Origin of the sequence: Rothia nasimurium (assembly GCF_928391935.1) — a bacterium.
Lineage (GTDB): Bacteria > Actinomycetota > Actinomycetes > Actinomycetales > Micrococcaceae > Rothia > Rothia nasimurium_D.
Window position 1 is genome coordinate 1 of sequence record NZ_CAKMTD010000015.1, and the last position, 23,298, is coordinate 23,298.

The window sequence follows — 23,298 nt, forward strand, 5'->3', positions numbered from 1 at the left end:
ACAGGACGCCCAGCCCTCTACGACAACGCTATCGACACCGAACTACACCCACTCAATCGGCATTCAAAAAGGCCAAATCTAACCCCCGCGACACGCCGAGCCAGACACACATTTTGACCCTTAACCCGTTCCGGCGGTGGTGGCGACGGCGGTGGTGGCGACGGCGGTTGCGGTGGCGCTACCGGAGGTGGTGGAGGAGGAGCTGCTGATGGAGCTGGAGCTGCTGACGCTGGTGGTTCCTGCGGAGCAGCCTGCCAGGGCGAGGGTGCCGACCAGGGCGACGGAGGTCAGGGTTTTGGTGAACTTGGCGGTGATTTTCATGGGTTTTCCTTTGTTTCTGGTCTTGGGTGGTGGAAGGTTTGTGGGGCTAGGGCTGGTTGCTTCTAGCTGGCCAGGGCTGCGAAGCGGGCTTCGGCTTCGACCGGCTGGAGGTACATGTTGCGGGCGATGGTCCGGTTCCACTTGTTGGAGGGCAGATCGGGGTTGAGGGCTGCCATGCCGGTGGCGAATTTGGAGATCTTGGAGGGCCGGATCCCTGCCCGCCACAGGTGCTTGTCTGCCACTGAGGGGGCGGAGCCTGACTTGGTTTCGATGATGACCATGCCGACTGCGGTGTAGTCGGTGCCGACCTCGTACTGGGAGTGGGGTCCTAGGGCTCGTTCGCTCATGGGGGTCCAGGTCAGGTGGGTGTCGATGGTCATGCGGGAGTCGACCGGGTTGTGTTCAGATGCCGGGAGCAGGACGGTGGTGCACCGGTAGGCGGTGGTCAGGATGGGTTCGAAGGCGGTGGCCGGGGCGTCGATGAGGCCGCGCAGGGATTCTTCGACGTAGTCGCGGCCAGCGGCGTTGAGGTAGGCCCGGTCTGATGAGGGGTAGGGGATCCGTTCCTTGACGGTGACGGCCCGGGCACCCTCGGTCTTGACTTCGAGGAAGGTATCGCCGGTGTCTACATAGGAGCGGGTGCGGATCTTGTAGCGGTTGCGGCGGCCGGTGGCAGCGAGCTTGTAGGAGTCTAGATTTTCGGTGTCGAAGTAGACCGAGTCGTAGGCGAAGTCGCGTTCGCCGTTGATGTCGAGGACGGACGCGTCGGCCGGCAGGTTGGAGAGGACGGCTGCCGCGTAGAGACCGTCGACGATGTACTTGCGGTCGACGCGGGTCTGCATGGCTGCTTTGGCGTTGAGCTCGTCCAGGCTAATGCCGGGCCAGTGGGCCGGAACCAGGGTGGTGGTGTTCTGGGTGAGGGCTGTAGCAGTCATGGCGCTCTTTCTCTCGTGTCTTGTTCGGGCTGTTGTTAACAGTCTGGTGGGCGAAGCTATGTTTAAGCTGTGGTGAACTTAGCTTGAACTTATGATTCGGTAAATGTGCCGGAAAACTTCAAATGTTCCGGCATTGCCCACACATTTGATGGCCAGCGGAACATGTTCTGTATATGCCAAAACCCCGCCCTGCCCTGCTGGGAGGAGCAGGGGAGGGCGGGGCGTCCTGACGGGGCCTGGGCGCTGGGGGTCTCTAGCGAAGGCTGGTGAGGGAAGAGGCGTTGGTCGGCACGATCTTCTTGGCATCCCCCACGGTGTAGCGGATGTTGGCGATGGTCTTGTCGTTGATGAGGTCAAGTTCGGCGATGGTGGCGTTCTCGATGGTGTAGCCCAGCTGGGTGGAGAGGTAGGTCTTGAGTTCTTCTTCGTCGCTGATGGCGCGGTCGACGATGATGGTCTGGCTACGCAGGGTGGTCATGAGTTTGGAGTGGTCGACGACGAACATGATGGCCAGTAGCAGGGCTGAGAGGCCGATAGCTAGGCCGATGGGTTCGAGGCCGATACCCATGAGCAGGCCCAGGGCGAGGGCAGCGAAGTAGTAGGCAACTTCGCGCTGGTCGAGTTCGGTGGAGCGTAGGCGGATGATGGACAGTACGCCGAAGAGGCCCATGCCCATGCCTGCGCTGGTGGCGTCGGCGTTGGCCAGAGCGACGGTGACGGCGAAGACGCCGACGTTGATGATGATGTAGGATACGACGAGGTCGCGGCGACGGTGGCGGGCGACGTACATGCCGCACAAAATCAGGATGGCGACGAGGTCGAGGGCAGCAGCTGTGATGATGGTGTTCATGGGGTTCTCCGGTGGTAGCTCAATGTCTTGCTTGGTTACCAGTGTTCTCCCGGTTTCTGTGTTTACCCTGTGTTGAATTTAGTCTTCAGATATGAATGGTTGCAGGACTGCAACTGTGCCGGAAAACTTCAAATGTTCCGGCATTGCCCACACATGTGATGGCCAGCGGAACATGTTCCGCTTATGCCAGGACGGGCCCGCCCCGGCTTGGCCCTATGGGTACGTTCAGTCATAGTTGGGGCAGGGGGCGTCACGTTTCACGCTCTGAACGAAATTAGGCTAGTGAGCCCCGAAGTTATCCACAGATTGCTCGGAGCGGCCTTCAGCAGGTGGTGGGGTGTTTCATTCTGGTGTTATGAAACATATTTCGAAACAGGTGAGAACCTCTGCTGAATTAAGACGTGATGGAACGAGCTCTGGTGAGATTACTCGAAAGGTGCGCCAGGGGGTGTTACATCGGGTTGCGCCGAATGCCTATATTCCGGGTGATCTGTGGGGTCAGCTTGAGGCCAAGGACCGGGCCCGGGTCATGCACTTTGCCTTGATGAAGACTCATTCTGGGTATGTGTTGAGTCATGTGTCCGCTGCCTTGTGGTGGGGTGCGCCTTTGTTGCGGTTGCCTGATGAGGTGTGGGTGAGTCATGCGTCGGGTACTGTCCGGTCGAAGCCGGGGTGGAGGGTGGCGCGGGCCCGGGGTGCTGAGTGCGGGCGGGCTGTGATGCGGGACGGGATGTTGGTGACGGACGCCTTTCAGACGGCTCTTGATTGTGCCCGGGTTCTTCCTCCGATGGAGGTTTTATGCGTCGTTGATTTCTTCCTGCATACCGGGCTGGTGCCTTATGAGGAGTTTTATTCCTTTTTGATGGGGAGTAAGGGGCGTCATTCCCGACGGCTGCGGTGGGTGGCTGAGGCGATGAGCGATAAGGCGGAGTCCCCGGCTGAGAGTCTTGCGCGGTTCAGGATTCTGGAGTGGGGGTTCGTCCGTCCTTGCGAGCAGGTAACTGTTTGGGCAGGTGGCCGGGCCTATCGTCCTGATTTCTTGTGGCCGGAGGCTCGGGTGATTCTTGAGGTTGATGGCAAGGTTAAGTACACGGGCGCTTATGGGGACGGTATGGAGGTGGCCTACCGGGAGCTAGGACGGCAGCGGGAGTTGGAGGCTGCCGGGTACCGGGTGGTGCGGGCCCGTTGGAAAGATCTGATGTATGAGCCTCAGAAGGTTCAGGCCCAGCTGTGGGCTCACGGGGTGCCCATGCAGTAACTGTGCCGGAAACCTTCAAGTGTTTCGGCATTGCCCACACATATGATGGCCAGCGGAACATGTTCCGCATATGCCAGGACGGGCCCGCCCCGGCGTCGGGGGCAGTCACAGCTTAGTCATAGGTTAGACATGCCTCGGTCATGGGTTGACCCACCATGCTGGTGGGTATGAAGAACGCAGACCAGAACCTCACCCAGACCCAGTCCCTCGAAACCACTGCCGCTGAGAACCAGTCCGGTAAGCTCGCCAACCGGCGGATTAGCCGCCGCTCCGCCCTCCTCGGGGGCCTGGGCGTCCTCGGCGTCACCAGCCTGGGCGGGGCCGCCTGGGGCTACAACCGCTACCTGCGCGACCACACCGAAATCGCAGACGTCGCCGCCTACGAAGCCCAAGCCGCCTCCAACAGCAGCACCAGCGCAGCCACCGCCGCCGCAAACGACACCGCCCTGACCAACATGCAGGTCACCAGCACCGGCACCACCGCCGACAACGGCTCCATCACCCTCAACACCATCGTCCTCAACGAAGGCACCAGCGACCAAATCACCGCCTACACCGCAGACGTCAAACTCAGCTCAGCCAGTATCCTGCGCTCCGCCTTCGCCAACAACCAGTTCGGCCTGAACATCGTCCAGAACCCCAGCGAAATCGCAGCTGCCCACAACGCCATCTGGGCCATCAACGGCGACTACTATGGCTTCCGCGAAACCGGTATCGTCATCCGCAACGGCGTCGTCTACCGGGACTCCCCGGCCCGCACCGGCCTAGCCCTCTACGCCGACGGCACCGCCAAAATCTACGACGAAACCACAACCGACGCCCAAACCCTCGTCGCAGAAGGCGTCCTCAACACCCTATCCTTCGGCCCGGCCCTCGTCGAAAACGGCACAATCCTTGACGGAATCGAAGACGTAGAAGTCGATACCAACTTCGGCAACCACTCCATCCAGGGCGAGCAGCCCCGCACCGCCGTCGGCGTCATCGGCACCAACCACCTGCTCTTCATGGTGGTCGACGGCCGCTCAGAAGGCTACTCCCGCGGCGCCACCATGACCGAACTCGCCCAAATGATGATCGACGCAGGCTGCACCACCGCCTACAACATCGACGGCGGCGGCTCCTCCGTCATGCTCTTCAACGACTCCCTGGTCAACAACCCCCTCGGCAAGGGCCGGGAACGCGAAACCAGCGACATCCTCTACATCGCAGGAGCCTAAACGCCATGCTGATCCTGATTCCCGCCTACAAACCTGACGCCTCCCTAGTGCGCCTCATCGAAAACCTCGACGCCAGCGCCTCAACTGAGGGGGTCAGCGCCCGGGTCCTCGTCGTCAACGACGGCTCCGGCCCCGACTACACCCCCATCTTCGAGCAAGTCGCCCAGCTCGGCAACCGCCTGGCCCCGGCCCCCTCCCTGGAACGCCGCTACGACCAGCCCGGAATCACCTCCGTCACCGTACTCGACCTACCGAGCAACGGAGGAAAAGGCGCAGCCCTCAAGGCAGGAATCACCTGGGCCCAACAGCAGGCCCCCGGGGAAGTTGTTGTCACCGCGGACGCCGACGGGCAGCACCTGCCCGCAGACATCCTAGCCGTCGGCCGCGAAACCCAAGCCCAGGCGTCCGCAGGCCACAAAACCCTGGTCATGGGGGTACGAACCATCGCAGACCCAGCCGCCCCCACCCTCCAGGTGCCGGTGCGCTCGCGGGTGGGCAATGCCCTCACGGCCTTCCTCTTCCGCCTGTCAACCGGGCAGAACCTGGCTGATACCCAGACCGGCCTGCGAGGGCTCACCCCGCAGATCCTGCCCTGGGCGCTGGCCCTGCCCGGTGACCGCTACGAGTACGAGTTCACCATGCTTCTGCGGGCCACCCGCCACGGGGTTCAGCTGGCCCAGGTGCCCATCACTAAGGTGTATGAGCCGGGCAACCCCACCAGCCACTTCCAGCCGGTGCGGGACTCCCTGCGGATCTACGCCCCCTTGCTCCTGTTTTTGGCGTCAAGCTTCTCGGGTTTCCTGATCGATACGGCTGCTCTTATGCTCCTGGTTGCTGCCGGGGTGCCCCTGGCGGCGGCAGTGGTGGGGGCCCGTATCTGCTCGGCCCTCTGCAACTTCGCCTTGAACAGGGTTGTTATGCACGACGGGGCCCCGCGCCCGGCCACGGGGGCCTCCCTGGTGCGTTACGGCCTGCTAGCTGTGAGCCTCCTGGGCATCAATGCTGGGGCCCTGCAGGCCCTGACCTGGGTAGGTGTTCCGCTCCTGGTCGCTAAGATCCTGGTTGAGGTGGCCCTGATTCCGGTGAGCTTCGCGGTGCAGCGGCGCTGGGTTTTTTCAGAACCAGCCCCGGCACTCAGCCCGGTCGTCGCGGGGACTCGCCAGGATTCGGCGAGCCGCCCGGTGCCCGTCCTCAAGCGCCAGACGCCCGCCCCGGCATATGCGGAACATGTTCTGTAAACCTTCATATGTTCCGGCATTGCCCACACATTTGAAGCTCAGCGGAACATTTGCCGCGTCCCTCTCACCGGGGTGAGGCAAGGGCTGGGGCCAGTATTGTGCAGATTTGCGTGAAGCGAGTGTAAAGTTAGTGTGAGAATTTGTCTCAATCACAAATATCACTCGCACACGTTTATGAAGATTCTGGTCATCACGCATTATTATTTGCCTGAGGTCGGAGCCCCGCAGCGTCGTTGGTCTGCTTTGATTCGACGCTGGCAGGCGGCTGGCCATCAGGTGACTGTGTGTTGCCCTGGGCCGCATTACCCGGCGGTGGAGGCTACCTCAAATCTGCGGGACGGGCGACGCACCGTCATGAAGGTTGAGACCGGCCAGTTTGGTGAGCAGATTATTCGGGTGCCCTACATTCTGCACGGCTACTCCGGGTGGATTCGCCTGGTGGATCAGGCGATTGTGGCTGCCGGTTCAGTGGGCGCCTCCCTGTTTCTAAAGGGCCGGGGCCACCAGTTCGATGCCATGGTGGCTACGGTTCCCGGCGTGCCGACCCTGTTCGCTGGCGTGGCCTTGAAGAAGCTCCTGAGGGTTCCCCTGGTGGTTGAGATGCGGGACGCCTGGCCCGATGTCATTACAAGTGTTAAGCGTAAAAACCGGGTGCTTGAGGTTGTTTCGAAGAAGATTTTTGCCCCGTCGGTGAAGGCCATGCAGCAGAAGGCTGACCTGCTGGTTTCGGCTACTGAGAGTTTTGCGACGGTTTTGCGTGAGCGGGGGCTAACCCCTGTTGAGACAATTTCTAACGGGACGACGGCGCGGAGCGACCTTGCAGCTGTTGCCCCCCTGGCTGGCCGGGAGGGCGAGCCTTTGAAGGTGCTGTATATGGGCACCATTGGCCGCTCTCAGGGCCTGTATGAGGTCGTGAAAGCTGTGCTCAAGGCCCGGCAGATGGCCCCTGATGCCCAGATTCAGTTGCGGATTGTCGGCGAGGGAGCCGATAAGCCTAAGCTGCAGGAGTACGTCCAGGCCCACGACCTACCCGTGGAGTTTCTGCCCCTGCAACCTCGTGAAAAGGTAGCTGAGCACTATGAGTGGGCTGACGCTACCCTCGTATCCTTGAAGGAAAACCCCGCCTTTGAGTGGACTGTACCCTCAAAGCTGTTTGAGCTGTTGTCGGTTCCGCGTCTGGTCATTGGGTTGGTGGCTGGTGAAGCTGCGAACATTTTGGACCAGTCGGGTGCTGGTATCCGGGTCAAGCCGGGAGATTCTCGGGCCCTGGCACGGGTGCTGGTTGATCTGGCCCAAGACAGGTCACGGCTGGCGGTGGGCCAGCGGGGCCGGGAGTACGCCTTAAAGAATTTCAATTTTGATGAGCTGGCCGAGCGTTACCTGGAGCTACTGGCTGGCCTGGCACGGAGGTAGCGTCTGTGGGCTTGGCTCGTGCGGTTCAAGTGACCCGTAATCTTGTGTTGGCTGGGGGAGTTGCTGCTGGTTTGGCGGTGACTGACCCGGCTGTTTTTTTGGTGCAATTAGCCCAGCGTGCTCCGGCGAAGGTGCGGGGGCCTCTGGGGCGGGTGCTGGAAGGCTCACCCTGGGTTGGGGGTAGGGCCTTGGGCTGTAAACTCTTGGGCAGTGCCGACGTCGATGCCCAGCTTGCCGCTGTACTCGCAGCTGACACCGGGGGCGGTTCCCGGTCGCCGAGCGTGCGTTTAGCCTGGGAAGTGGCCGCCTCATCGGGTGCTCTTCCTGACGAATTGGTAGAGAAGATGCCCCCTGCAACACGCGCTAGGGCTCTTTGGTCCCGGGGGATGGTGGACGCTGCTGTTGCCGCTGCCCGTGCCACCGGCAGTAGGCGGTTTGCGGCGAAGTTCGCTTCTGAAGCTGATCTCCTTAACCCCGATTGGTCTGTCACTGTACCTGCTCCTGGCTCTGAGGCGCCTTCTCGGGGCAAGGGCGTCCTGCACCTGCTCACTAACTCTCTGCCCGAGACCCAATCGGGCTATACCCTACGCAGCCAGCGGCTTGTGCAGGCGCTGGCGGATACCGGGATTGAGATCGCTGCTGTGACCCGCGTGGGGTACCCGGTGGCTGTGGGTAAGTTCTTTGGCCGGGACGAGGCCCGTGTTGGGTCGATTGCGTACCGCCGCCTCTTGCCCTGGGCTTTGCCGTCTAGCCAGACTGGCCGCCTGAACCTGTGGGCGCAGAGGGCTGCCCAGGTGGTGCAGGCGCTGCCTGGGGGCCGTCCTGCCCTGGTGCATACGACGACGCACTACCATAATGGCCTGGTTGCTTCTGCCCTGGCGAAAGCCTGGGGGGTGCCGTGGGTGTATGAGGTGCGGGGGGTTCTTGAGGAGACGTGGCTGAGTAAGCAGCCTGAGAGTCAGCAGGAATCTGCGCGGCTGAGCCAGCGTTTTACCCGTACCCGGGCCCGGGAAAATCAGTTGATGGGTCTGGCGGATCATGTGCTGACCCTGTCGGGCACGATGAAGAAGGCCCTGGTGGCCCGTGGGGTTCCGGCTGAGAAGATCACGGTGGTGCCCAACGCCGTCGATGAGGCTTTGTTGGCTGAAGGTTTGGCCCCTGAGGACGCCCGCGCCCGCTTTGGCCTGCCTGCTGACGGGTTCTGGGTGGGGTCTGTGAGTTCCCTGGTGCCTTATGAGGGGTTTGATACCCTCCTGCGGGCTGCGGCCCTCTTGCGGGAGCGGGGGGTGGACGTGGGCGTCCTCCTGGCAGGTGACGGCACCGACCGGCCCCGGCTGGAACGTCTTGCCCAGGAGCTGGGCCTGGGGGAGAAAGCTGTCTTCTTGGGGCGGATTTCACCTGATCAGGCAAAGATTGCCCATCAGGCGCTCAACGTGTTTGTGGTGCCACGAACCGACGATATTGTGTGCCGGACTGTCACCCCCCTCAAGCCCATTGAGGCGATGGCGGTAGGCCGCCCGGTTGTGGTGTCGGACGTCCCGCCCTTGGTTGAGCTGGTGCAGAACGGGGTGACGGCCCCTACCGGCCTGGTAGCTGAGGCTGATTCGGCGGAGAGTTTCGCCCAGTCCCTGCAGGTTCTTGCCGAGGACGCCGACGCCGCCGCGTCCTTGGCTGCTGCCGGGCGGGAGTTCGCAGCCACCCGGACGTGGGCGCACAACGCCAAGATTGTGCGTGACGTTTATCGGTCTCTTGGTTTGTAGGTATTGGGTATAAATAGGCTTAGGCTAGACCTAGAATACGGCGCGAAAACAGCGTTGTTGATGCGAGCCTGTGAAGGGAGCAGGATTGGCTAAGGCGAAGCGTCCGATTGGTTTGAGTAACCAGTTCAGGGCTTTTGAGCACCTGGTGGCTTGGGGGCAGTTGCATAAGGTTGGTGTGCCCGGGTCCTACCGGGACTACCTGAAGCGGGCCTGGAAGTACCGCTGGTTTGTGTGGCACCAGTCCCGGTTTAAGGTGTATTCCACCAATAGTGTGAATCGGCTGGGTTCTGCTTGGTTGCTGTTGAAGCCTTTGCTGGATGTCCTGTTCTTTTGGGTTATTTTTGGTCTGCTGCTGAAGGTTGATCGCGGCATTGAGAACTTCCCTGCTTTTATTGTGATCGGTATTTTGATGTACCAGTTCACTGCCGGTGCCTTGACGTCTGGTGCTGGGGTGATGCGGGCGAATAAGGGCCTGATTCAGGGTTTTAATTTTCCGCGTATTCTGCCGGTGGCTTCTTTGGCGATGAAGCTGCTGCTTGAGGCTCTGCCGATGCTGGCGATTATGCTGGTGGGTATTATGGTGATTCCGCCGCATGCTTGGCCGTCGGCGTCCTGGCTGTTGGTGATTCCGATTTTTGTTTTGCAGGCCTTGATGAATACGGGCATTGTGTTGTTTGTGGCCCGTATGGGTTGGTTCTTGCCTGATATGTCTGCGATTTTGCAGTTTGCTACCCGTTTTTTGATGTATGGGTCGGGTGTGATTTTTCCGGTGGAGAAGTTTGTGAATCACCCGGTTTTGCTGGCTGTGGTGGAGGCGAATCCGCTGTTTATGGCTTTGAGTATGTACAGGCAGGTGCTGTTGGATGGAACGGTGCCGGGCCTTGGCATGTGGCTGGGGCTGGGTGCTTGGGCGTTTGGCCTGCTGATCTTTGGGTTTATGTATTTTGTGAAGGCTGAGGAGCGCTATGGTTCGGTTCAGTAGTGAGGTTGAGGCTGAGCGCACCCCGAACGTGATTGTTGATGGGGTTTCGGTTGATTATGTGACCCGCTATAAGCGGGGGCGTATGCGGCAGCAGCGGAAGCTGTTGCAGGCTGTGAAGGGCGTGTCCTTTACTGCTCGTCAGGGTGAGTTTATTGGCCTGGTCGGTAAGAACGGGTCGGGTAAGTCTACCCTGTTGAGGGTCATTGCTGGTTTGCAGACTCCAACGGCCGGGGCGGTGTATGCCTCAGATCAGCCGACCTTGATTGGTATTTCGGCTGCTTTGAATCCTGATCTTTCGGGCGATGACAATATCACGCTGGGTTGTTTGGCCATGGGCATGTCCCTGGCCGAGGTGGAGGCGGCCCGGGAGGGCGTCATTGAGCTCTCCGGTATTGGGGACGCGGTCTACCGGCCCATGAATACCTATTCGGCGGGTATGGGGTCGCGGTTGCGGTTTGCGATTTCGATGGCGGCCAGCCCGCATATTATGTTGATCGATGAGGCCCTGAGTGCCGGTGACGTGGCTTTTGCTGAGAAGGCGAAGAAGGCTATGGACGGCCTGCTGGAGCGGGCTGGTACGGTCTTTTTGGTGAGCCATTCGGCGCAGACTATTGAGCAGATGTGTACCCGGGCCCTCTGGATTGATGAGGGGGAGCTGATTATGGACGGCGACGCCCGAGTCGTCTCCCGCAAGTATCGGTGGTTCGCCCACAACCTGGCTTTGGGCAATGACGCGAAGGCTGCCACCCTCCTCGCAGAAGCCCGCGAACACGGCAAACGGGGGTACATCAAGGACGGCGACGTTGACGTTGATTAAGGTCCTAATTCTGTGACATTTTTTGAAGAAAATCAAGTAACTTAGTAGAAACGTTGAGTTGCCTTTAATAGGCAGTGAAGGAGGTAAAGCTTTTGAATGTACCAGGTATTTGGCGCATCGTTAAGACCAGTCGTATCGAGTTGCCAGTTTCCGGTAAGCTGTTCCGGCAGCCACCTAGAGCATTCGATAAAATGCAGCCGGACTACATGATGAAATACGACGGCCTGACGCTGGCCTCTGATGTAATCCTTGAAGGCTCTACACTTCATGTGGTCGGCCCTCCCCTTCTAAATCTGAGCGAAGCCTTACAGGATCTGGTAGTGCGCTGCGGCGGGCCTGAAATCCCGGTACCTGAGGGCCAATGGGCGGACGGTAACCGAATTTCCCGTCTTCACCTTGATCTTGGTGCTCCTGCTGACGAAGTTACTTTTTCTTTTGCAAACCAGAGTTACTCAGTAAAACCTTCGGCATCTTGGGCTGATGTCTTTGAGGGGCGGAGCGTCGCAGTAACTGTCAATAAAGATAATCATCTTCAGACTCTCGCGGATTGGGCTCAGAACTACACGGTTAATCATGGAGTTACTGCTGTAATTATTTATGACAACCAGTCAGAGTCCTATAGCTGCGAGGAACTGTTGGAGCATATGAAGACGGTCCCGGGCCTTGAGATATGCGTTGTTGTGGATTGGCCGGACAAGTTTGGTAACTTGGCTGGCCCTGGCGACTGGGATTCTGATTTTGGCCAGTATATTGCCTGGGACCATGCCCGGTGGCGTTTTGCCCGTAAGGCAGCCTTTGTGTTCCAGGGGGATGCTGATGAGTTCCCCATGACTTCTGATGGACGCTCGTTGGAAGAACACGTTGCAGAGACAGAGACAGGTACTCTCTTGTACCCGGTGTGTAATGCACCAGCTGTCTTGCGGGAGGGGCTTGACCCTGACCGTCCTGTGCGCCGTCATAGTGATTATTGGTGTCTTGATCTCACCAAGGGCCTGTGGTCGAAGAAGGTGGCATACCAGCCGACCCGCTTAAAGGACGAGTTCCAGCCAGCTAATCACGCGGTGATTGGTATTTATAACCGGTATTCTGAAGATGTTGTTGCCCGGCATGTTCTGGGTGTTCACCGAGATTGGCGACGGGGCGAGGCAGCTGCCTACGACGTCAAAGAGCGAGAGTTTAACCCTGAAACTGATAAGTTCGATCCTCAGTCTGAGGCTGTTTATCGTAAGACTTTTCCTGATCTTTTTGAAGATATTAGTTCATCTGAGAACGAGACCGGAGAAAAAGATCAGAGCACTGCTGAAGGGTAACTTCGCAGTTTATTAGGGGAAATAATGAAAAAAATAATGATCGTGTACGGGACACGTCCAGAGGCTATTAAAGTAGCCCCTCTTATTAAGGCTCTCGAAGCTAGCTCGCACTTTGAGCCGATTGCTGTCGTTACCGGTCAACACCGTGAGATGCTTGACCAGGTTAATGATCTTTTTGGGATCGAACCTGTTGAGGACCTCAACATCATGGTGCAGGGGCAGACCCTGAATGGAATTGTCGCGAAGGTTATTACCGGTGTTGATGCGATTTATGAGAAGTACCAGCCAGATGCTGTTATCGTACAGGGTGACACCTCAACGGTGATGGGGGCAGCTATTGCTGCCTTTAACCGTGAGATTCCTGTCGTCCATCTTGAGGCGGGGCTTCGCTCGGGTGATATCCATTCGCCTTTCCCGGAAGAGGCTAATCGTAAGCTGACTAGCCAGATTACGGCCTTGCATCTTGCCCCTACTCAGGAGTCGAAGAATAATCTCCTTGCTGAGGGCATCTCTGAGGCTGATATTGTGGTGAGCGGTAATTCCGTAATTGATGCCTTGCTCAGTACTGTTGAGAAGGATATCCCTTTTACAGATGCGACCCTGGCCGCGGCTGTTGAGTCGCAGCGGCCTATCATTCTAGTAACGACGCACCGCCGGGAAAATTTGGGTGAGCCCATGCACCGGATTGGGGGTGCTGTTGCAGAGTTGGCTCGTTCTTATAGGGATCACACCTTCGTTCTTCCCGTTCACCGGAATCCTCAGGTGAGGGATGTGGTTTTGCCTCATCTGGAGGGGCAGGACAACGTTGTGGTTATTGAGCCGCTTGGGTACGCAGAATTTACCCACCTGATTAAGGTTTCAAAGGTTGTTCTTACTGATTCCGGTGGCGTTCAGGAGGAAGCTCCGAGTTTGGGGAAGCCTGTTTTGGTGATGCGGGAGAACACAGAGCGTCCTGAAGCGGTTGAGAGCGGTACGGCCCGGCTGATTGGGTCGCAGCAGCAGAGCATTGTGAGTGCTGTGTCAGAGCTCCTTGATAATGCTGAGGCTTATCAGGCTATGGCTAATGCGGTTAATCCTTATGGGGATGGCCGTGCTTCGGAGCGGGCAGTTGCCGCTTTGGAGGAGCTTTTTGGGCTGGGGCATCGTATTGAGGATTTTAGGCCAGTGTTAGCCTCGTAGGCTGAGTGATGACGAAAGTACAGAGGAGGGCACATGCTTGTAGCATGTGCCCTCCTCTGAGCATGTTGTCGGCTTTCTTTAGCTGAAGGTGAGACCTAGGCGGCAGGCGGTCAGAAGACGGATGAGCGACTGACGTTCTGTCGTATCGATGGTGCTTCCATCGACGGTGAGGGTGTCGATTCCTAGATCTTCTGCAAACAGAACAGCGACGGCTAGCCGTGCTCGAATTGAGTGTGCGTTCTGAGCTACAGCGTCGAGGAAGAAAGCGTTCGAGGAAATGATGAGCTGGTTATGGCCTGTAATCAAACCGTTGTATTTGTCCGAGGGAAGTACAGCTATGCAAGCTTCTTGGCTTTCACCGGGGAGTGAGAAGGAGACTGCGGCTTCGCCCATGCCGATTGCGAGGGCTTTGGGGTAGTACTCGATTGGGGCGGGACGGAGTTGAACCGGCTTGGCATCTTGTTCGATGGCTTCTGCGGCGGCGGGGCTGAACTTTACGTTGAGCTCAAATCCGCCTGAACAGTATGCCCCGAAGGCGAGGTAGCTAGCAATAGCAAGTCGATCTGGGTTGATGTTGACGGGAGCGAAATCAATTTGAAGGGTGTCGACTGGGGGCAAGGCATCGTACTCGTTGCGTGTTGCCACGAGGTTGAAGGCTGAGTAGGTGTTCGTTTCGGTGGTGATTTTCATGCTACTTATTCCTTACCAGATGTCTTCTGCAGATTTGCCGAGGGTCATCCACAGCATGGCGCCGTCTGAAGCTCCAGTTTCCGGGGTTGCTCCTGCGGCAACAGCAAAGAGGTACTTGCCCTGGGCAGAGAGCCCGAGACTTTGAACTGATGCGTCGACGCAGGCAGCCTTGAAGGCCTGGTAGTGTTCAGCGCCGTGGAAGGTGTAGATGTCGATGGCGGTTGTTTCCGGGTAAAGGGACTTGAACTCATCGGTGAGGAGAGTGAGCGTATCTGTGCTGCTGGCGCCAGCTCCAGGCGTTGGCAGTTTCGCTCCTTCTGCTACCCCGAGGGTGGCGAGAGCATCAGTGGCTTCATTCGTAAAGCCTGTGATGGTTGCCGAAATATCGTTGCCTAGCTGGGAGAGTTTAACGAGGTCGCGGTAGCTGGCGTTGGTTACTGTGATGAGACGGGAGGGAACTTCTGAAATTCCTGCTTCGAGGGAGAGGAAGGAAGCTGTTCCGTCGGTGTCAAGGTTCTGGGCAAGTTCTACCTTGTCCGGATGGATGGTAACCCAGGCATCTCGGGTAACGATGCTGTCCGGTAGGTAGGGGAGTAGCGACGCTTCCTGGTAGACGGGGTCCTTGGGGGTGTAGTAGGAGGACGGTTTGGTGTCTTCCATGTGCTTTTTGGTGGCCTGATTCATGGTGTAACGGAAGAAACGCCACGACTGGAGGGCTGAGTGTTCCTGACGGTCAGATTCGCTTGCAGTGATTTGACCGTCATGGATGCGGCGGAGCAACAGGGGTTTTCCAATGTGCTTGAATTTGCCACCGACACGAATCATCCGGAGGAAGATGTTGTGGTCAACACCGGAGGTGATTGTTTCGTCGTAGCCGACTGCCTTGAGCAGGGAGGTGCGGACGAGCCAGGTTCCGTGGCCGGGGGTGGCACGGCTGAAGGTGAGCTGGTTTTGGCTGGGGTTGTAGCCGAAGAAGAGTTTGTAGGCGCCGGTGTAGTTGTCGAAGTTGATGAATGCGCCGACGGTGCCGTCTAAGCCTTCTTCTAGGGCTTCTAGCTGCCATTCGAGGCGACGGGGGTGCATGAGGTCGTCGTCGTCGAGGACGGCGGTGAAGATACCTCGTGACTCTCGCAGAATGTGGTTTCGGGCAGCGGAGATACCGGCGTTTTCTTGGTAGAAGTAGCGGATTCGGGGATCGTTGAATGATCTGACTACTTCTTCAGTGTTATCAGTTGAGCCGTCGTCTACGATAACAAGTTCAAAGTCAGGCATGGTTTGCATAAGGACTGCCTGAATCGATTCGCCGAGGAGATCTGCCCTGTTGTAGGTGGAGATCGCTACGGTGACCAGGGGAGTGGCATCAGCAAGTCGATGCTTCCAGCGGAGGGTGTTTCGCAGGGTTGTGGTGTCGTGGTAGACCACGTCCTTGTTGAACTGAACAGCGCGGCGTCCGGCTTCACTCTGGTCTGCGGCTGCACGTGAGGAGGGGTGCCACATGTGGTACATGCGGACGCGGGGGTCGTCAATCCAGACGGTTTTGTAGCCTGCGCGGCGGGCACGGAGGGCAAAATCTAGGTCTTCGCCTCCGTAGGTGTGGAGGCGCTCGTCAAAGCCACGGACGGCGTTCATGCCTTGGCGGGAGATTGCCATCATTCCACCCATGCCCCAGCGGGGACGTAGACGTCCTGCTGCTTCGAGTTCGTCCCAGCCGATATGTCCGATTTCCTCCAGGGCTTCAGCACTCATGGTGCTGGGAAGGTCGCGGCACTGGAGGAAGAGGGCTGAGTTGGGCTGGTCGGCGATGGTCTCGTAGATGACGGCGAAGGAGTCGGGGGAGAAGAGCATGTCTGCGTCGGTGGATACGAGAACTTTACCTTCTGCGATCGCGAAACCAGCGTTGAGGGCTCGAGAGCGGGACCAGACCGTGTCACCTGCAGTGTAGACGTATTTGAGTCCGAGCTCGTCTGCTACAGCTTTGACGGGTTGAGGATCATCTGAGCCGTAGTCAGAGATGATAATTTCACCGGTGTAGGAGCCGAAAGACGCTGCAATGGAGCGGGCAGACATTTTGATGCGCTGGGCGCCCCAGTTGCGGAACCCGATAACAACTGAAATATCGATGTTTGGCATGCTGCTTATACTTCCTCTGAGAAGGAGGGGTAGATGACTGAAGGACCGTAGGCAGTGTCGCAGGAGAGAACTACTCTGCCAAAGATGTCGGTTTCCTTCAATCCGTGGTTGCCCCAGGGGGAAATTGCGAGATGCAGAGTCAAGCCATTTTCACTGCTATGAGCTGGCAGGTCGATGGAAGAATGGTGCGACACAGTTGGGGCTGATTGATGTTCACCTATGTAACGGTAGTGGGCTTCTAGGCCTTCTGACCAGGAGTAATTCTTGAATGCTACTTCTGTTTCTTCGGGGGTGAGTCCTTCTACCGCTAAAGCGAGGAGGAAATGCTTTGAGGGGTGTTCCCTAATAACCTCCAGCGCTGGTCTGACTTTAGTGATCCCAGGGGGCAAGTCAAAGGTGAAGTGCAATTTCTTTCTCCTGTTGGTGCTGCGAATGATCATGTGTGTTAGTAATACTAGCCGTGTGGTAGCTGATTAGTAGTTGATTGTGGGGTTGAAAGCAACAAATCCCAAAGGGGCAATACATTCCCATTGTCCCATTGGAGGGCCGCGAGTTGAACGGAAAGCATTGTATTAGTTTGCTGTTCTTCACTGTTCAGGCTGAGAATAGCCGTGGCCATTTCCTCAATGGAGCCGAGGACGTATTTTTCGCTGAAAATACTTGATGCTCCAGGGCGATCCCAGACGATGGGGTAGGCACCGGAAGCCATGCCTTCGGCTGTGGCTAGGTGAAAGCTCTCGTAGCTACTGGGGGAGAGAATGAACCCAATTTTTCTGAACCAGTTGGCTACGTCTGCACCAGGTGCATCAAAAATTACATGGTCTTGTAGAGCCGGGGTCGTTCTGATTCGGTCGTAGAACTGGAGGTAGAGTTGCTGCTGAACAGGGTTATTCCATTCGTGCGGGAATTCCCAGGGCTGCCGTCCTCTGAAATGGAGGTAGTAGCGCTCATCTGTTTCGAGGAGCTTTTCTAGTAGGTCGAGTGCTCGGTCTGGGCGTTTGAGAAAAGGAACGAATCCTAAGACTCCTAGATGGAAACGGGCATCGTCTGCTTTGGGGCGGGTGAGATCTACGACGTCGACGCTGTTGTGGATAACATGGACGTTTTGGGCGGGGAGCTCACCGAGTTGGTTGAAGGTCTGTTCTTTTTGAAATTCTGAGACAAAGACGAGATGGTCTATTTGGGAGAAGTCAATGTCGTGCATCCAGGGGCCGTTGACTTCAAACCGGTGCAGGCGGACGATAAGCTTTTGGCCGGGCTTTTTATGTTTGCTGTACCAAAGAGCGTTGGGGCCACACCATTCGCAGATGATGACGTCTGATTCTTCAAGGATGGTGAGACTATGTGCTTCGTCGTTTGTATGTAGATTGTGCCAGTTATCGAAGCTAATCTGGTAGGCAGGATTGGCCTGAAGGTGGTTGATTATGTCTCCCATGAATTTGAGGTCGTGGGAGGCTATGGCAACTTTGAGCAGTGGCTGGTTGCGGACGGAGGTAATTCTATCCAAAACAGGTGCAAAGTAGTCTTTGAACCGACGTACGGCTTCTTTGTATGAGTAGTAGCCTACTTTGTCACGATTTTCGGATCCGTGTTTGTGAAGGTCTTGTACTGTGAATGTTGAGATAAGCTGGGCTATCTCATCGGCCGAGGTAACAGACGAGGTGAGCAAGGGATAATCGGTGCCGAAGAGGGCTTCGTGCTGGGAGCACCGGTTTGCGATGACTGCAGTACCTGCAGCGGAGTATTCGAGGAGTTTGGTTGAGAGCTCTAGGCTGGCGTCCATTTCGGGGTCCCGCCAGCTAAGCCCAAGGTCAGCTTGGCCAACTAGCTCGATAGCTTCAGCACGGGGTAGACCACCTTTCCAGATAACACCTGAGTTGGGGTCTTCTGCGAGTTCCTGCAACCTATTTTTCATTCGGATAGGCCAGGTTGGGTCTTTGGGATCTTTTTGGAATTTATCGCCAACCATGATGAGTTGAGCATCGACTCCTTGCTTTTTTAGAGCCTCAGGGAGCTCAAGCATTTCAAGGGTGTTCCAAGCCCTGGCGAATTTTCCGGAGTAAATTAGTGTGAGTTTGCGGTTAGAAGGTTTGGAGACCGGTTCAAAGAACTCATCGGGAACCATGGGTGGTAGGAGGACAGTTTTTCCGCAGGCTTCGGGGCAGATGCTTTCAAGGTATGAACGTGCAGACTCTGTTTGTGCAAACATGCGGTATGAATTACCCGCAATTTTGCGGAGCAGTTCAATTTGGGTAGCTGAAATTGAGCTGGGGGGAAAAGGAAGGTCAGTGACGTAAGCCCAAAGTTTATGGGACATATTGTGGTTACCACTGACGAAGCTACATACCTGGGACCCTCTCACAATAATTGCATGAGGGGCAATTTCTTGGTTGAGGGTAGCTAGGCGCTGGGCTGCAAAACGTGGAGACAGCGGCTGGGCATGTGCAGTGGGGGAGTGCGGATGGATATGGATTCTTGGGTTATCTTTGAGGGGTTTGATGAGGCGCTTATTCTCGATGGGGGCTTTGAGAAGAACGTGTACTTCATCGAACACCTGGGCTAATGCACCGGCAGTGGAGACAAGCCAGATTGAGGATCCGTCAATGATATTGAGGGAGACGTCTCCGAAGATGAGTGCTTTGGTGCGGTGTGTTTTACTGGCTAGTGGTTCCATAGTGTTGAGGGATGATAGTTGGTGCATGGGGGCGTAGCGCTTTAGGTTTGTTACAGCTAAGTCAGCGAGATGAGGCTGGGTTCTCAGATTTTTCTGGGATTAGTAAGGCCTCGAGTAGAGGGAGCTGGATATCATCTGACCAGTATCTAAAGGTTGTTGAGATATCTGAACCGGTGATGGTGAAATCAGCTTGTTGCATGAGGTTATAGCCGAAATTGTGTTTGTTGGGGTGATCATCGATGAAGATGACGATGAGTCCTTTTTGTTTTGAATGATTGAGGTTACTAGCGAAGGAGAGGAACTGGGCGGTTGAGGTGCTGTTGAGGCTGCTAGACCAGATTCCTTGGCTGAGAACTGATGCTTCGATGATGAGGTAGTTGGTGGTAATGGGGACATCAAGCTGGTTCGGACGGAGAAGGATAGTGTCTGCGTGTTCAGCAAGCTGAGGTGAACGGACCGATCCCAAGAGGAAAGCAGCGCTGGGGTGGGTGCTGGCTCGTGGAAAGAGCTTTTCGTCGTTGCTATACAGCAGGTAGTTGAGGTATTCGTTGTTCCGCTGGTCTGGCAGGACGTTTCCTGCGAGCCGTCCGCTGCTTCCTGCCCCACCTACGTGGGTACCGGTGATTGCAGGGATTGCGTTATGGGTGAAACGGGTAGGACGTTGTTCTGCCTCGGTTGAGGTGCCCGGCTTTTCTGCTGAATGGACAGAGAGATTGTGTTGGAGAGTGTTGATGTAATGATTTACTTTGTCCAGCACCGGCAATACTGCTTCTGCGCTTGCACCTGGCTTATAGCCCCGGGTCCGAAACTCGACAGTGCTTGCGTATTTTTGGGTGGAGCCTATTGCCTCTTCTAGGTGGTTGAGCTTTTTAAGGAATGCCCTGTTTGTTCTTCTAAAGAAGAGGAAAGATACTGTTTGTACTCCGATGAAGCTGATAAACACGAATGCCCAGGGAAGAGCCCTGGGGCTTTGGACGACAATAACAACGAAGCTAAGCATCAATGCAGCGAGTGCTAGCGTAATGACACACTTGGGTCGTTGTGCTACGTGGTGGGTGAATCGTTGGAGGATGGACTTAGCCAACCCAGATGCCTTTCGTATCAATAAGCTTCTTACCATTTACAACGTTGTAATTGAGTGCCTTGAATTCCTTGTGGTCTACCAGTAGGAGTATGACATCGGCAGTTTGCAGGGCTTCGGTGAGTTCGGAGAACTTGACGTTGGGAAGTGGCTCCAACTTTGCAGGCAGGGCTGTGACGTTAGGTTCTACAGCGAGTACCTGGGCGTGGGGGAAAGCTGACGAGAGTTTAGCGGTGATATCCATGGCGGGGGATTCTCGCAGGTCATCAATATCCGGTTTGAAAGCAAGGCCAAGGGCTGCAATCACAGGGGCAGGCTTACCCACCTCTGCAACAGCTGCGGCTACTTTGCCGAGCACCCATTCGGGTTTGCCGTCGTTGACTTCCCGGGCGGTGCGGATGAGCTGGGAGTTTACAGGGTCAGTGGACACGATGAACCAGGGATCGACCGCAATGCAGTGGCCGCCAACGCCCGGGCCGGGCTGGAGGATGTTGACGCGGGGGTGATGGTTGGCCAGGCGGATAAGTTCCCAGACATCGATGCCTAGGTTGTCGCAAATGAGGGAGAGCTCATTGGCGAATGCGATGTTGACGTCGCGGAAGGAGTTTTCGGTGAGCTTGGCCATTTCGGCGGTGACGTCGTCGGTGGGCAGCAGCTCACCCTTGCAGAAGCTTGCGTAGATTTCGGTGGCGAGTTCAGTGGCGCGGGGGGTTTGGCCGCCGATGATTCGGTCGTTGGTGATGAGCTCTTCCATGGCTTTGCCGGGGAGGATGCGTTCGGGGCAGTAGGCAAAGTAGAGGACGGGCTTGCCGTCGGGGTTGGGGGCGCCGTCAGCTGCGAGGTCGGGGCGGAGGGCTAGGATGTGCTCTGCCATTTTTTGGGTGGTTTTGGGGGGTGAGGTGGATTCGAGGATGATGAGTTCATCGCCTTGTAGTTGGGGGGCGATGTTGGCTGCTGCGGCTATGATGTAGGAGAGGTCGCCTTCGTAGTTGTCTTTGAAGGGGGTGGGCACGGCGATGATGTAGGTGTCGGCGTGGACCATGTCAGTGGTTGCGGTGAGGTTGCCGGAGGCGATGGCCTGTTTGAGCTGGTCTTCGAGGCCGGGCTCGACGATGGTGACTTCACCTCGGTTGATGCGGTCGACGTTGGCCGCGTTGATATCAACGCCGGTGACTTTGAGGCCGTGGTTGGCCATGATGACGGCGGTGGGTAGGCCGATGTAGCCGAGGCCCACGAAGGCGACAGTCTGGGTAGTCATGTAGTTCCTTGGGGTGCGAAGATAGCGATGTTGTTCCTCTCAAGATATTCTAATACCTACTAGACAAAAGCAGCTGGTGTCTGCTGATTTCAACAGGTTGATGTTTGTTTCTGGACGTAGAACATGAGCAAGATTCAATTACTAGGTGAGGGCGTACTTAAAAGTTGAAATACTAGACTGTGAGTCTTTCGAAAAGGTCAACCCATTTGCGGCAGAAAATTTCTTCTGAATTAATGGCTGAAAAAAATTCTTTTGCATTCTTTGCCATGTTTTCTCTGATGTCATCGCGTATGAACAGCAATGCAATTGAATCTGCAAACTCATCGTACTGATTCATCCTGACGATTATTCCGGATTCTGCATCCCGAATCATTAGTCGTGGACCGTACTTGAAATCCATCGTTACAGGCACACAGCCTGCCACAATAGACTCAGCCATTGAAAGTGGCTGACCCTCAAAGTCGCTGGCAAAGAGGGCAACAGAGCCACGGCTGTAAGCTTTGAGCGGGTGTTCCGTGCGACCCATTAACTTTACGTTCCCTTGTAGATTACTGTCAGTTATTGCCGCTTGAATTTTCTCCATTTCAGGGCCATCCCCCCAGATTTCAAGTTGAGCAGAGGGGACCCGGTCAACAACGTTTGCGAAGCTTTTGACCATCTTGTCAATGTTCTTTCCTGACCTGAAAGCAGCAACAATAATAGCCTTTTGAGGATTTCTGGAGTCTGGAGTGAAATCTGCTGGGAAGTTCCTTACATGGGGGATAACCTCAATTTGTTTAAGGTGGGGATTCTTTTTGAGAAGGTCTATCTTCTGTTGTGGGGTAAGAGCAATGACGGCTCCACCGAGCCTCTCAGCAGACCTCAAAATATTTTCGATACTTCTTTGGATATTCCCATATAAACGGTTGGTATTTTCCATGTGGTTGCTATGGAACTGGAAAATCGGCTTTGTATTGAGCAAATCTTTTAGGTTCGAAAGAAGCGTATGGAGGCTATAGCCCCATTCAACAACAAGGCAGTTGTCTTGAAGGGCCTCTGAATAAAAATTAACTAGCCAGTATTCGGTCAGCTCTACAATGGAAGGGAACTCAATTTTTGAATAATTATTGTCGTAATAATCAATTATTGTTGGTTTGGAATCTAGGTAGTGCTGAGTGATGAAGACTCTACCGGAATTATCAAAATAGTCTATTTTCTGGGTTGTTTGATCGTCGTTTAGAGTCCTGACGTACTTTTGATTGCCTTGAGCAATCACGGAGCAGGAATCAGCTGCTTCTGCAGATACTTGCCTAGATATATTTTTTAGATCGTTAAAAAGTGTACGGACCTCTACATTAGGATCAATCCGTCCTAACTCCCTCAATTTCTCAATCTCGTGTGCAATGTGGAGTTGTAGAGCTGAGCAGAGAATCAGCGGCTTCTTTCCGTTGCGACTTAAGGCGGAGGCTCTGTAGTAAACAGACTGTTGCAGCCCTCCCCCCTTCACGTTGATAGTTGCCTGTAATAGCATCGGCATGACGCGCCGTCTGAACTCGTTCATTGAGTTAGCTCCTTTGCTGATGACGGGGTGAACACAGTTTCGTGTTTAGTAGAGGCGAATCGTAGAAGGCTAGCCACCTACACAGGCCACGAGAGTCTAGGAAAAGTAGGAGTTTCAAAGTGCAGCTACCCGCCCTACGGTCTCAAGCTATGAGAAAGCCTGTAACATAATTTTATATATGATGTCTCCCATCTTCTGCATTGAGGCCTCATAGTTATCTTTATCGTAATATTCGATATAAAGAGCCAAGCCACGGCCTTCATGAGTGGTCCTAATAACTTCAAAATTGAAAGCAACTAGAAACTCTCTAAAGAGTTCTGCAGACTCAATCGTTGAGAACATCAGGCGAAGATCCAATTTTCGAACAAAAGGTACAGTTCGAACGTAAAAGGTCAAAGTTTCACCGGTTGGTAATGTGTTTTCAGTGCGTAATACAACAAAGTTATTCTTGTTGATAAAGTTAAGTTTCCATTGAAATTCAGAGAGCTTACCGTCAAGGTAACCCTTGGCGTACATAGTGAGGCTTATTCAAAAGTCCCACCCGCAGCCAAAAACACCAACCCCCGCACCACCGCAAACACCCGCCCATACAACCCCAACGGCCGCCTAAACCCCGTATGAAGAATCCGCCAAGTCTTGATGTGA

General features: G+C 55.9%; 20 protein-coding genes. 9 read left to right on the forward strand and 11 right to left on the reverse strand.

The genetic code is table 11. From position 1 onward, the window contains the following. Positions 1–120: 120 nt before the first annotated feature. From L7A15_RS10410 to L7A15_RS10420, 3 genes are all read right to left on the reverse strand, one after another. Positions 121–321 carry a hypothetical protein gene (locus L7A15_RS10410; RefSeq protein ID WP_237208681.1) on the reverse strand — a complete coding sequence of 67 codons (201 nt, stop codon included), beginning with the start codon at positions 319–321 and terminating at the stop codon, positions 121–123. Between the two features lie 62 nt (positions 322–383). Then, positions 384–1,256 (reverse strand): polyphosphate polymerase domain-containing protein, encoded by an 873-nt coding sequence (locus tag L7A15_RS10415; RefSeq protein WP_237208682.1) that lies wholly within the window; start codon positions 1,254–1,256, stop codon positions 384–386. Between the two features lie 253 nt (positions 1,257–1,509). Further along, positions 1,510–2,106, reverse strand: a complete 597-nt coding sequence (locus L7A15_RS10420; protein WP_237208683.1) for a DUF4956 domain-containing protein — start codon at positions 2,104–2,106, stop codon at positions 1,510–1,512. Positions 2,107–3,019: 913 nt separating this feature from the next. Here L7A15_RS10420 and L7A15_RS10425 point away from each other — a divergent pair. The 9 genes from L7A15_RS10425 to wecB all read left to right on the forward strand — a co-directional run bounded on the left by L7A15_RS10425 (position 3,020) and on the right by wecB (position 13,280). Beyond that, positions 3,020–3,364: an endonuclease domain-containing protein gene (locus tag L7A15_RS10425; RefSeq protein ID WP_237208684.1), complete on the forward strand. Its 345-nt coding sequence runs from the start codon at positions 3,020–3,022 to the stop codon at positions 3,362–3,364. Positions 3,365–3,531: 167 nt separating this feature from the next. Next, positions 3,532–4,581, forward strand: a complete 1,050-nt coding sequence (locus tag L7A15_RS10430; RefSeq protein ID WP_237208685.1) for a phosphodiester glycosidase family protein — start codon at positions 3,532–3,534, stop codon at positions 4,579–4,581. 5 nt (positions 4,582–4,586) lie between these two features. Next, the gene (locus L7A15_RS10435) at positions 4,587–5,819 is read left to right on the forward strand and encodes a bifunctional glycosyltransferase family 2/GtrA family protein (protein WP_237208686.1); all 1,233 of its coding nucleotides are present in this window, start codon (positions 4,587–4,589) and stop codon (positions 5,817–5,819) included. 174 nt (positions 5,820–5,993) lie between these two features. Then, positions 5,994–7,232 carry a glycosyltransferase family 4 protein gene (locus L7A15_RS10440; protein WP_237208687.1) on the forward strand — a complete coding sequence of 413 codons (1,239 nt, stop codon included), beginning with the start codon at positions 5,994–5,996 and terminating at the stop codon, positions 7,230–7,232. Between the two features lie 188 nt (positions 7,233–7,420). Beyond that, positions 7,421–8,992 carry a glycosyltransferase family 4 protein gene (locus tag L7A15_RS10445; RefSeq protein ID WP_237212498.1) on the forward strand — a complete coding sequence of 524 codons (1,572 nt, stop codon included), beginning with the start codon at positions 7,421–7,423 and terminating at the stop codon, positions 8,990–8,992. A gap of 85 nt (positions 8,993–9,077) precedes the next feature. Then, positions 9,078–9,974 carry an ABC transporter permease gene (locus L7A15_RS10450; RefSeq protein WP_237208689.1) on the forward strand — a complete coding sequence of 299 codons (897 nt, stop codon included), beginning with the start codon at positions 9,078–9,080 and terminating at the stop codon, positions 9,972–9,974. Beyond that, entirely contained in the window at positions 9,958–10,791 is an 834-nt protein-coding gene (locus tag L7A15_RS10455; protein ID WP_237208690.1) for an ABC transporter ATP-binding protein, read from the forward strand. The genes L7A15_RS10450 and L7A15_RS10455 overlap by 17 nt, the downstream gene beginning before the upstream one ends. Before the next feature lie 92 nt (positions 10,792–10,883). After that, positions 10,884–12,101, forward strand: coding sequence for a hypothetical protein (locus L7A15_RS10460; protein ID WP_237208691.1), 1,218 nt, complete (start codon positions 10,884–10,886; stop codon positions 12,099–12,101). A 24-nt stretch (positions 12,102–12,125) separates the two neighbouring features. Beyond that, on the forward strand, positions 12,126–13,280 hold the full coding sequence (gene wecB / locus L7A15_RS10465; RefSeq protein WP_237208692.1) for a non-hydrolyzing UDP-N-acetylglucosamine 2-epimerase: 1,155 nt from the start codon (positions 12,126–12,128) through the stop codon (positions 13,278–13,280). 78 nt (positions 13,281–13,358) lie between these two features. Here wecB and L7A15_RS10470 read toward each other — a convergent pair whose 3' ends face one another. The 8 genes from L7A15_RS10470 to L7A15_RS10505 form a co-directional block, all read right to left on the reverse strand. Beyond that, positions 13,359–13,970 carry a hypothetical protein gene (locus tag L7A15_RS10470; protein WP_237212500.1) on the reverse strand — a complete coding sequence of 204 codons (612 nt, stop codon included), beginning with the start codon at positions 13,968–13,970 and terminating at the stop codon, positions 13,359–13,361. Positions 13,971–13,982: 12 nt separating this feature from the next. Next, a complete protein-coding gene (locus L7A15_RS10475) occupies positions 13,983–16,100 on the reverse strand; it encodes a glycosyltransferase family 2 protein (RefSeq protein WP_237208694.1) in 2,118 nt (705 codons plus the stop codon). A gap of 5 nt (positions 16,101–16,105) precedes the next feature. Next, positions 16,106–16,540, reverse strand: a complete 435-nt coding sequence (locus L7A15_RS10480; RefSeq protein WP_237208695.1) for a hypothetical protein — start codon at positions 16,538–16,540, stop codon at positions 16,106–16,108. A 14-nt stretch (positions 16,541–16,554) separates the two neighbouring features. Continuing rightward, positions 16,555–18,801 carry a glycosyltransferase gene (locus L7A15_RS10485; RefSeq protein ID WP_237212501.1) on the reverse strand — a complete coding sequence of 749 codons (2,247 nt, stop codon included), beginning with the start codon at positions 18,799–18,801 and terminating at the stop codon, positions 16,555–16,557. A gap of 34 nt (positions 18,802–18,835) precedes the next feature. Further along, the gene (locus L7A15_RS10490; protein WP_237208697.1) at positions 18,836–19,531 is read right to left on the reverse strand and encodes a hypothetical protein; all 696 of its coding nucleotides are present in this window, start codon (positions 19,529–19,531) and stop codon (positions 18,836–18,838) included. Positions 19,532–19,850: 319 nt separating this feature from the next. Beyond that, entirely contained in the window at positions 19,851–21,113 is a 1,263-nt protein-coding gene (gene wecC, locus L7A15_RS10495; RefSeq protein WP_237208698.1) for a UDP-N-acetyl-D-mannosamine dehydrogenase, read from the reverse strand. A gap of 172 nt (positions 21,114–21,285) precedes the next feature. Further along, positions 21,286–22,653 carry a glycosyltransferase gene (locus L7A15_RS10500; RefSeq protein WP_237208699.1) on the reverse strand — a complete coding sequence of 456 codons (1,368 nt, stop codon included), beginning with the start codon at positions 22,651–22,653 and terminating at the stop codon, positions 21,286–21,288. 147 nt (positions 22,654–22,800) lie between these two features. Continuing rightward, positions 22,801–23,169: a hypothetical protein gene (locus L7A15_RS10505; protein ID WP_237208700.1), complete on the reverse strand. Its 369-nt coding sequence runs from the start codon at positions 23,167–23,169 to the stop codon at positions 22,801–22,803. Positions 23,170–23,298 lie beyond the last annotated feature (129 nt).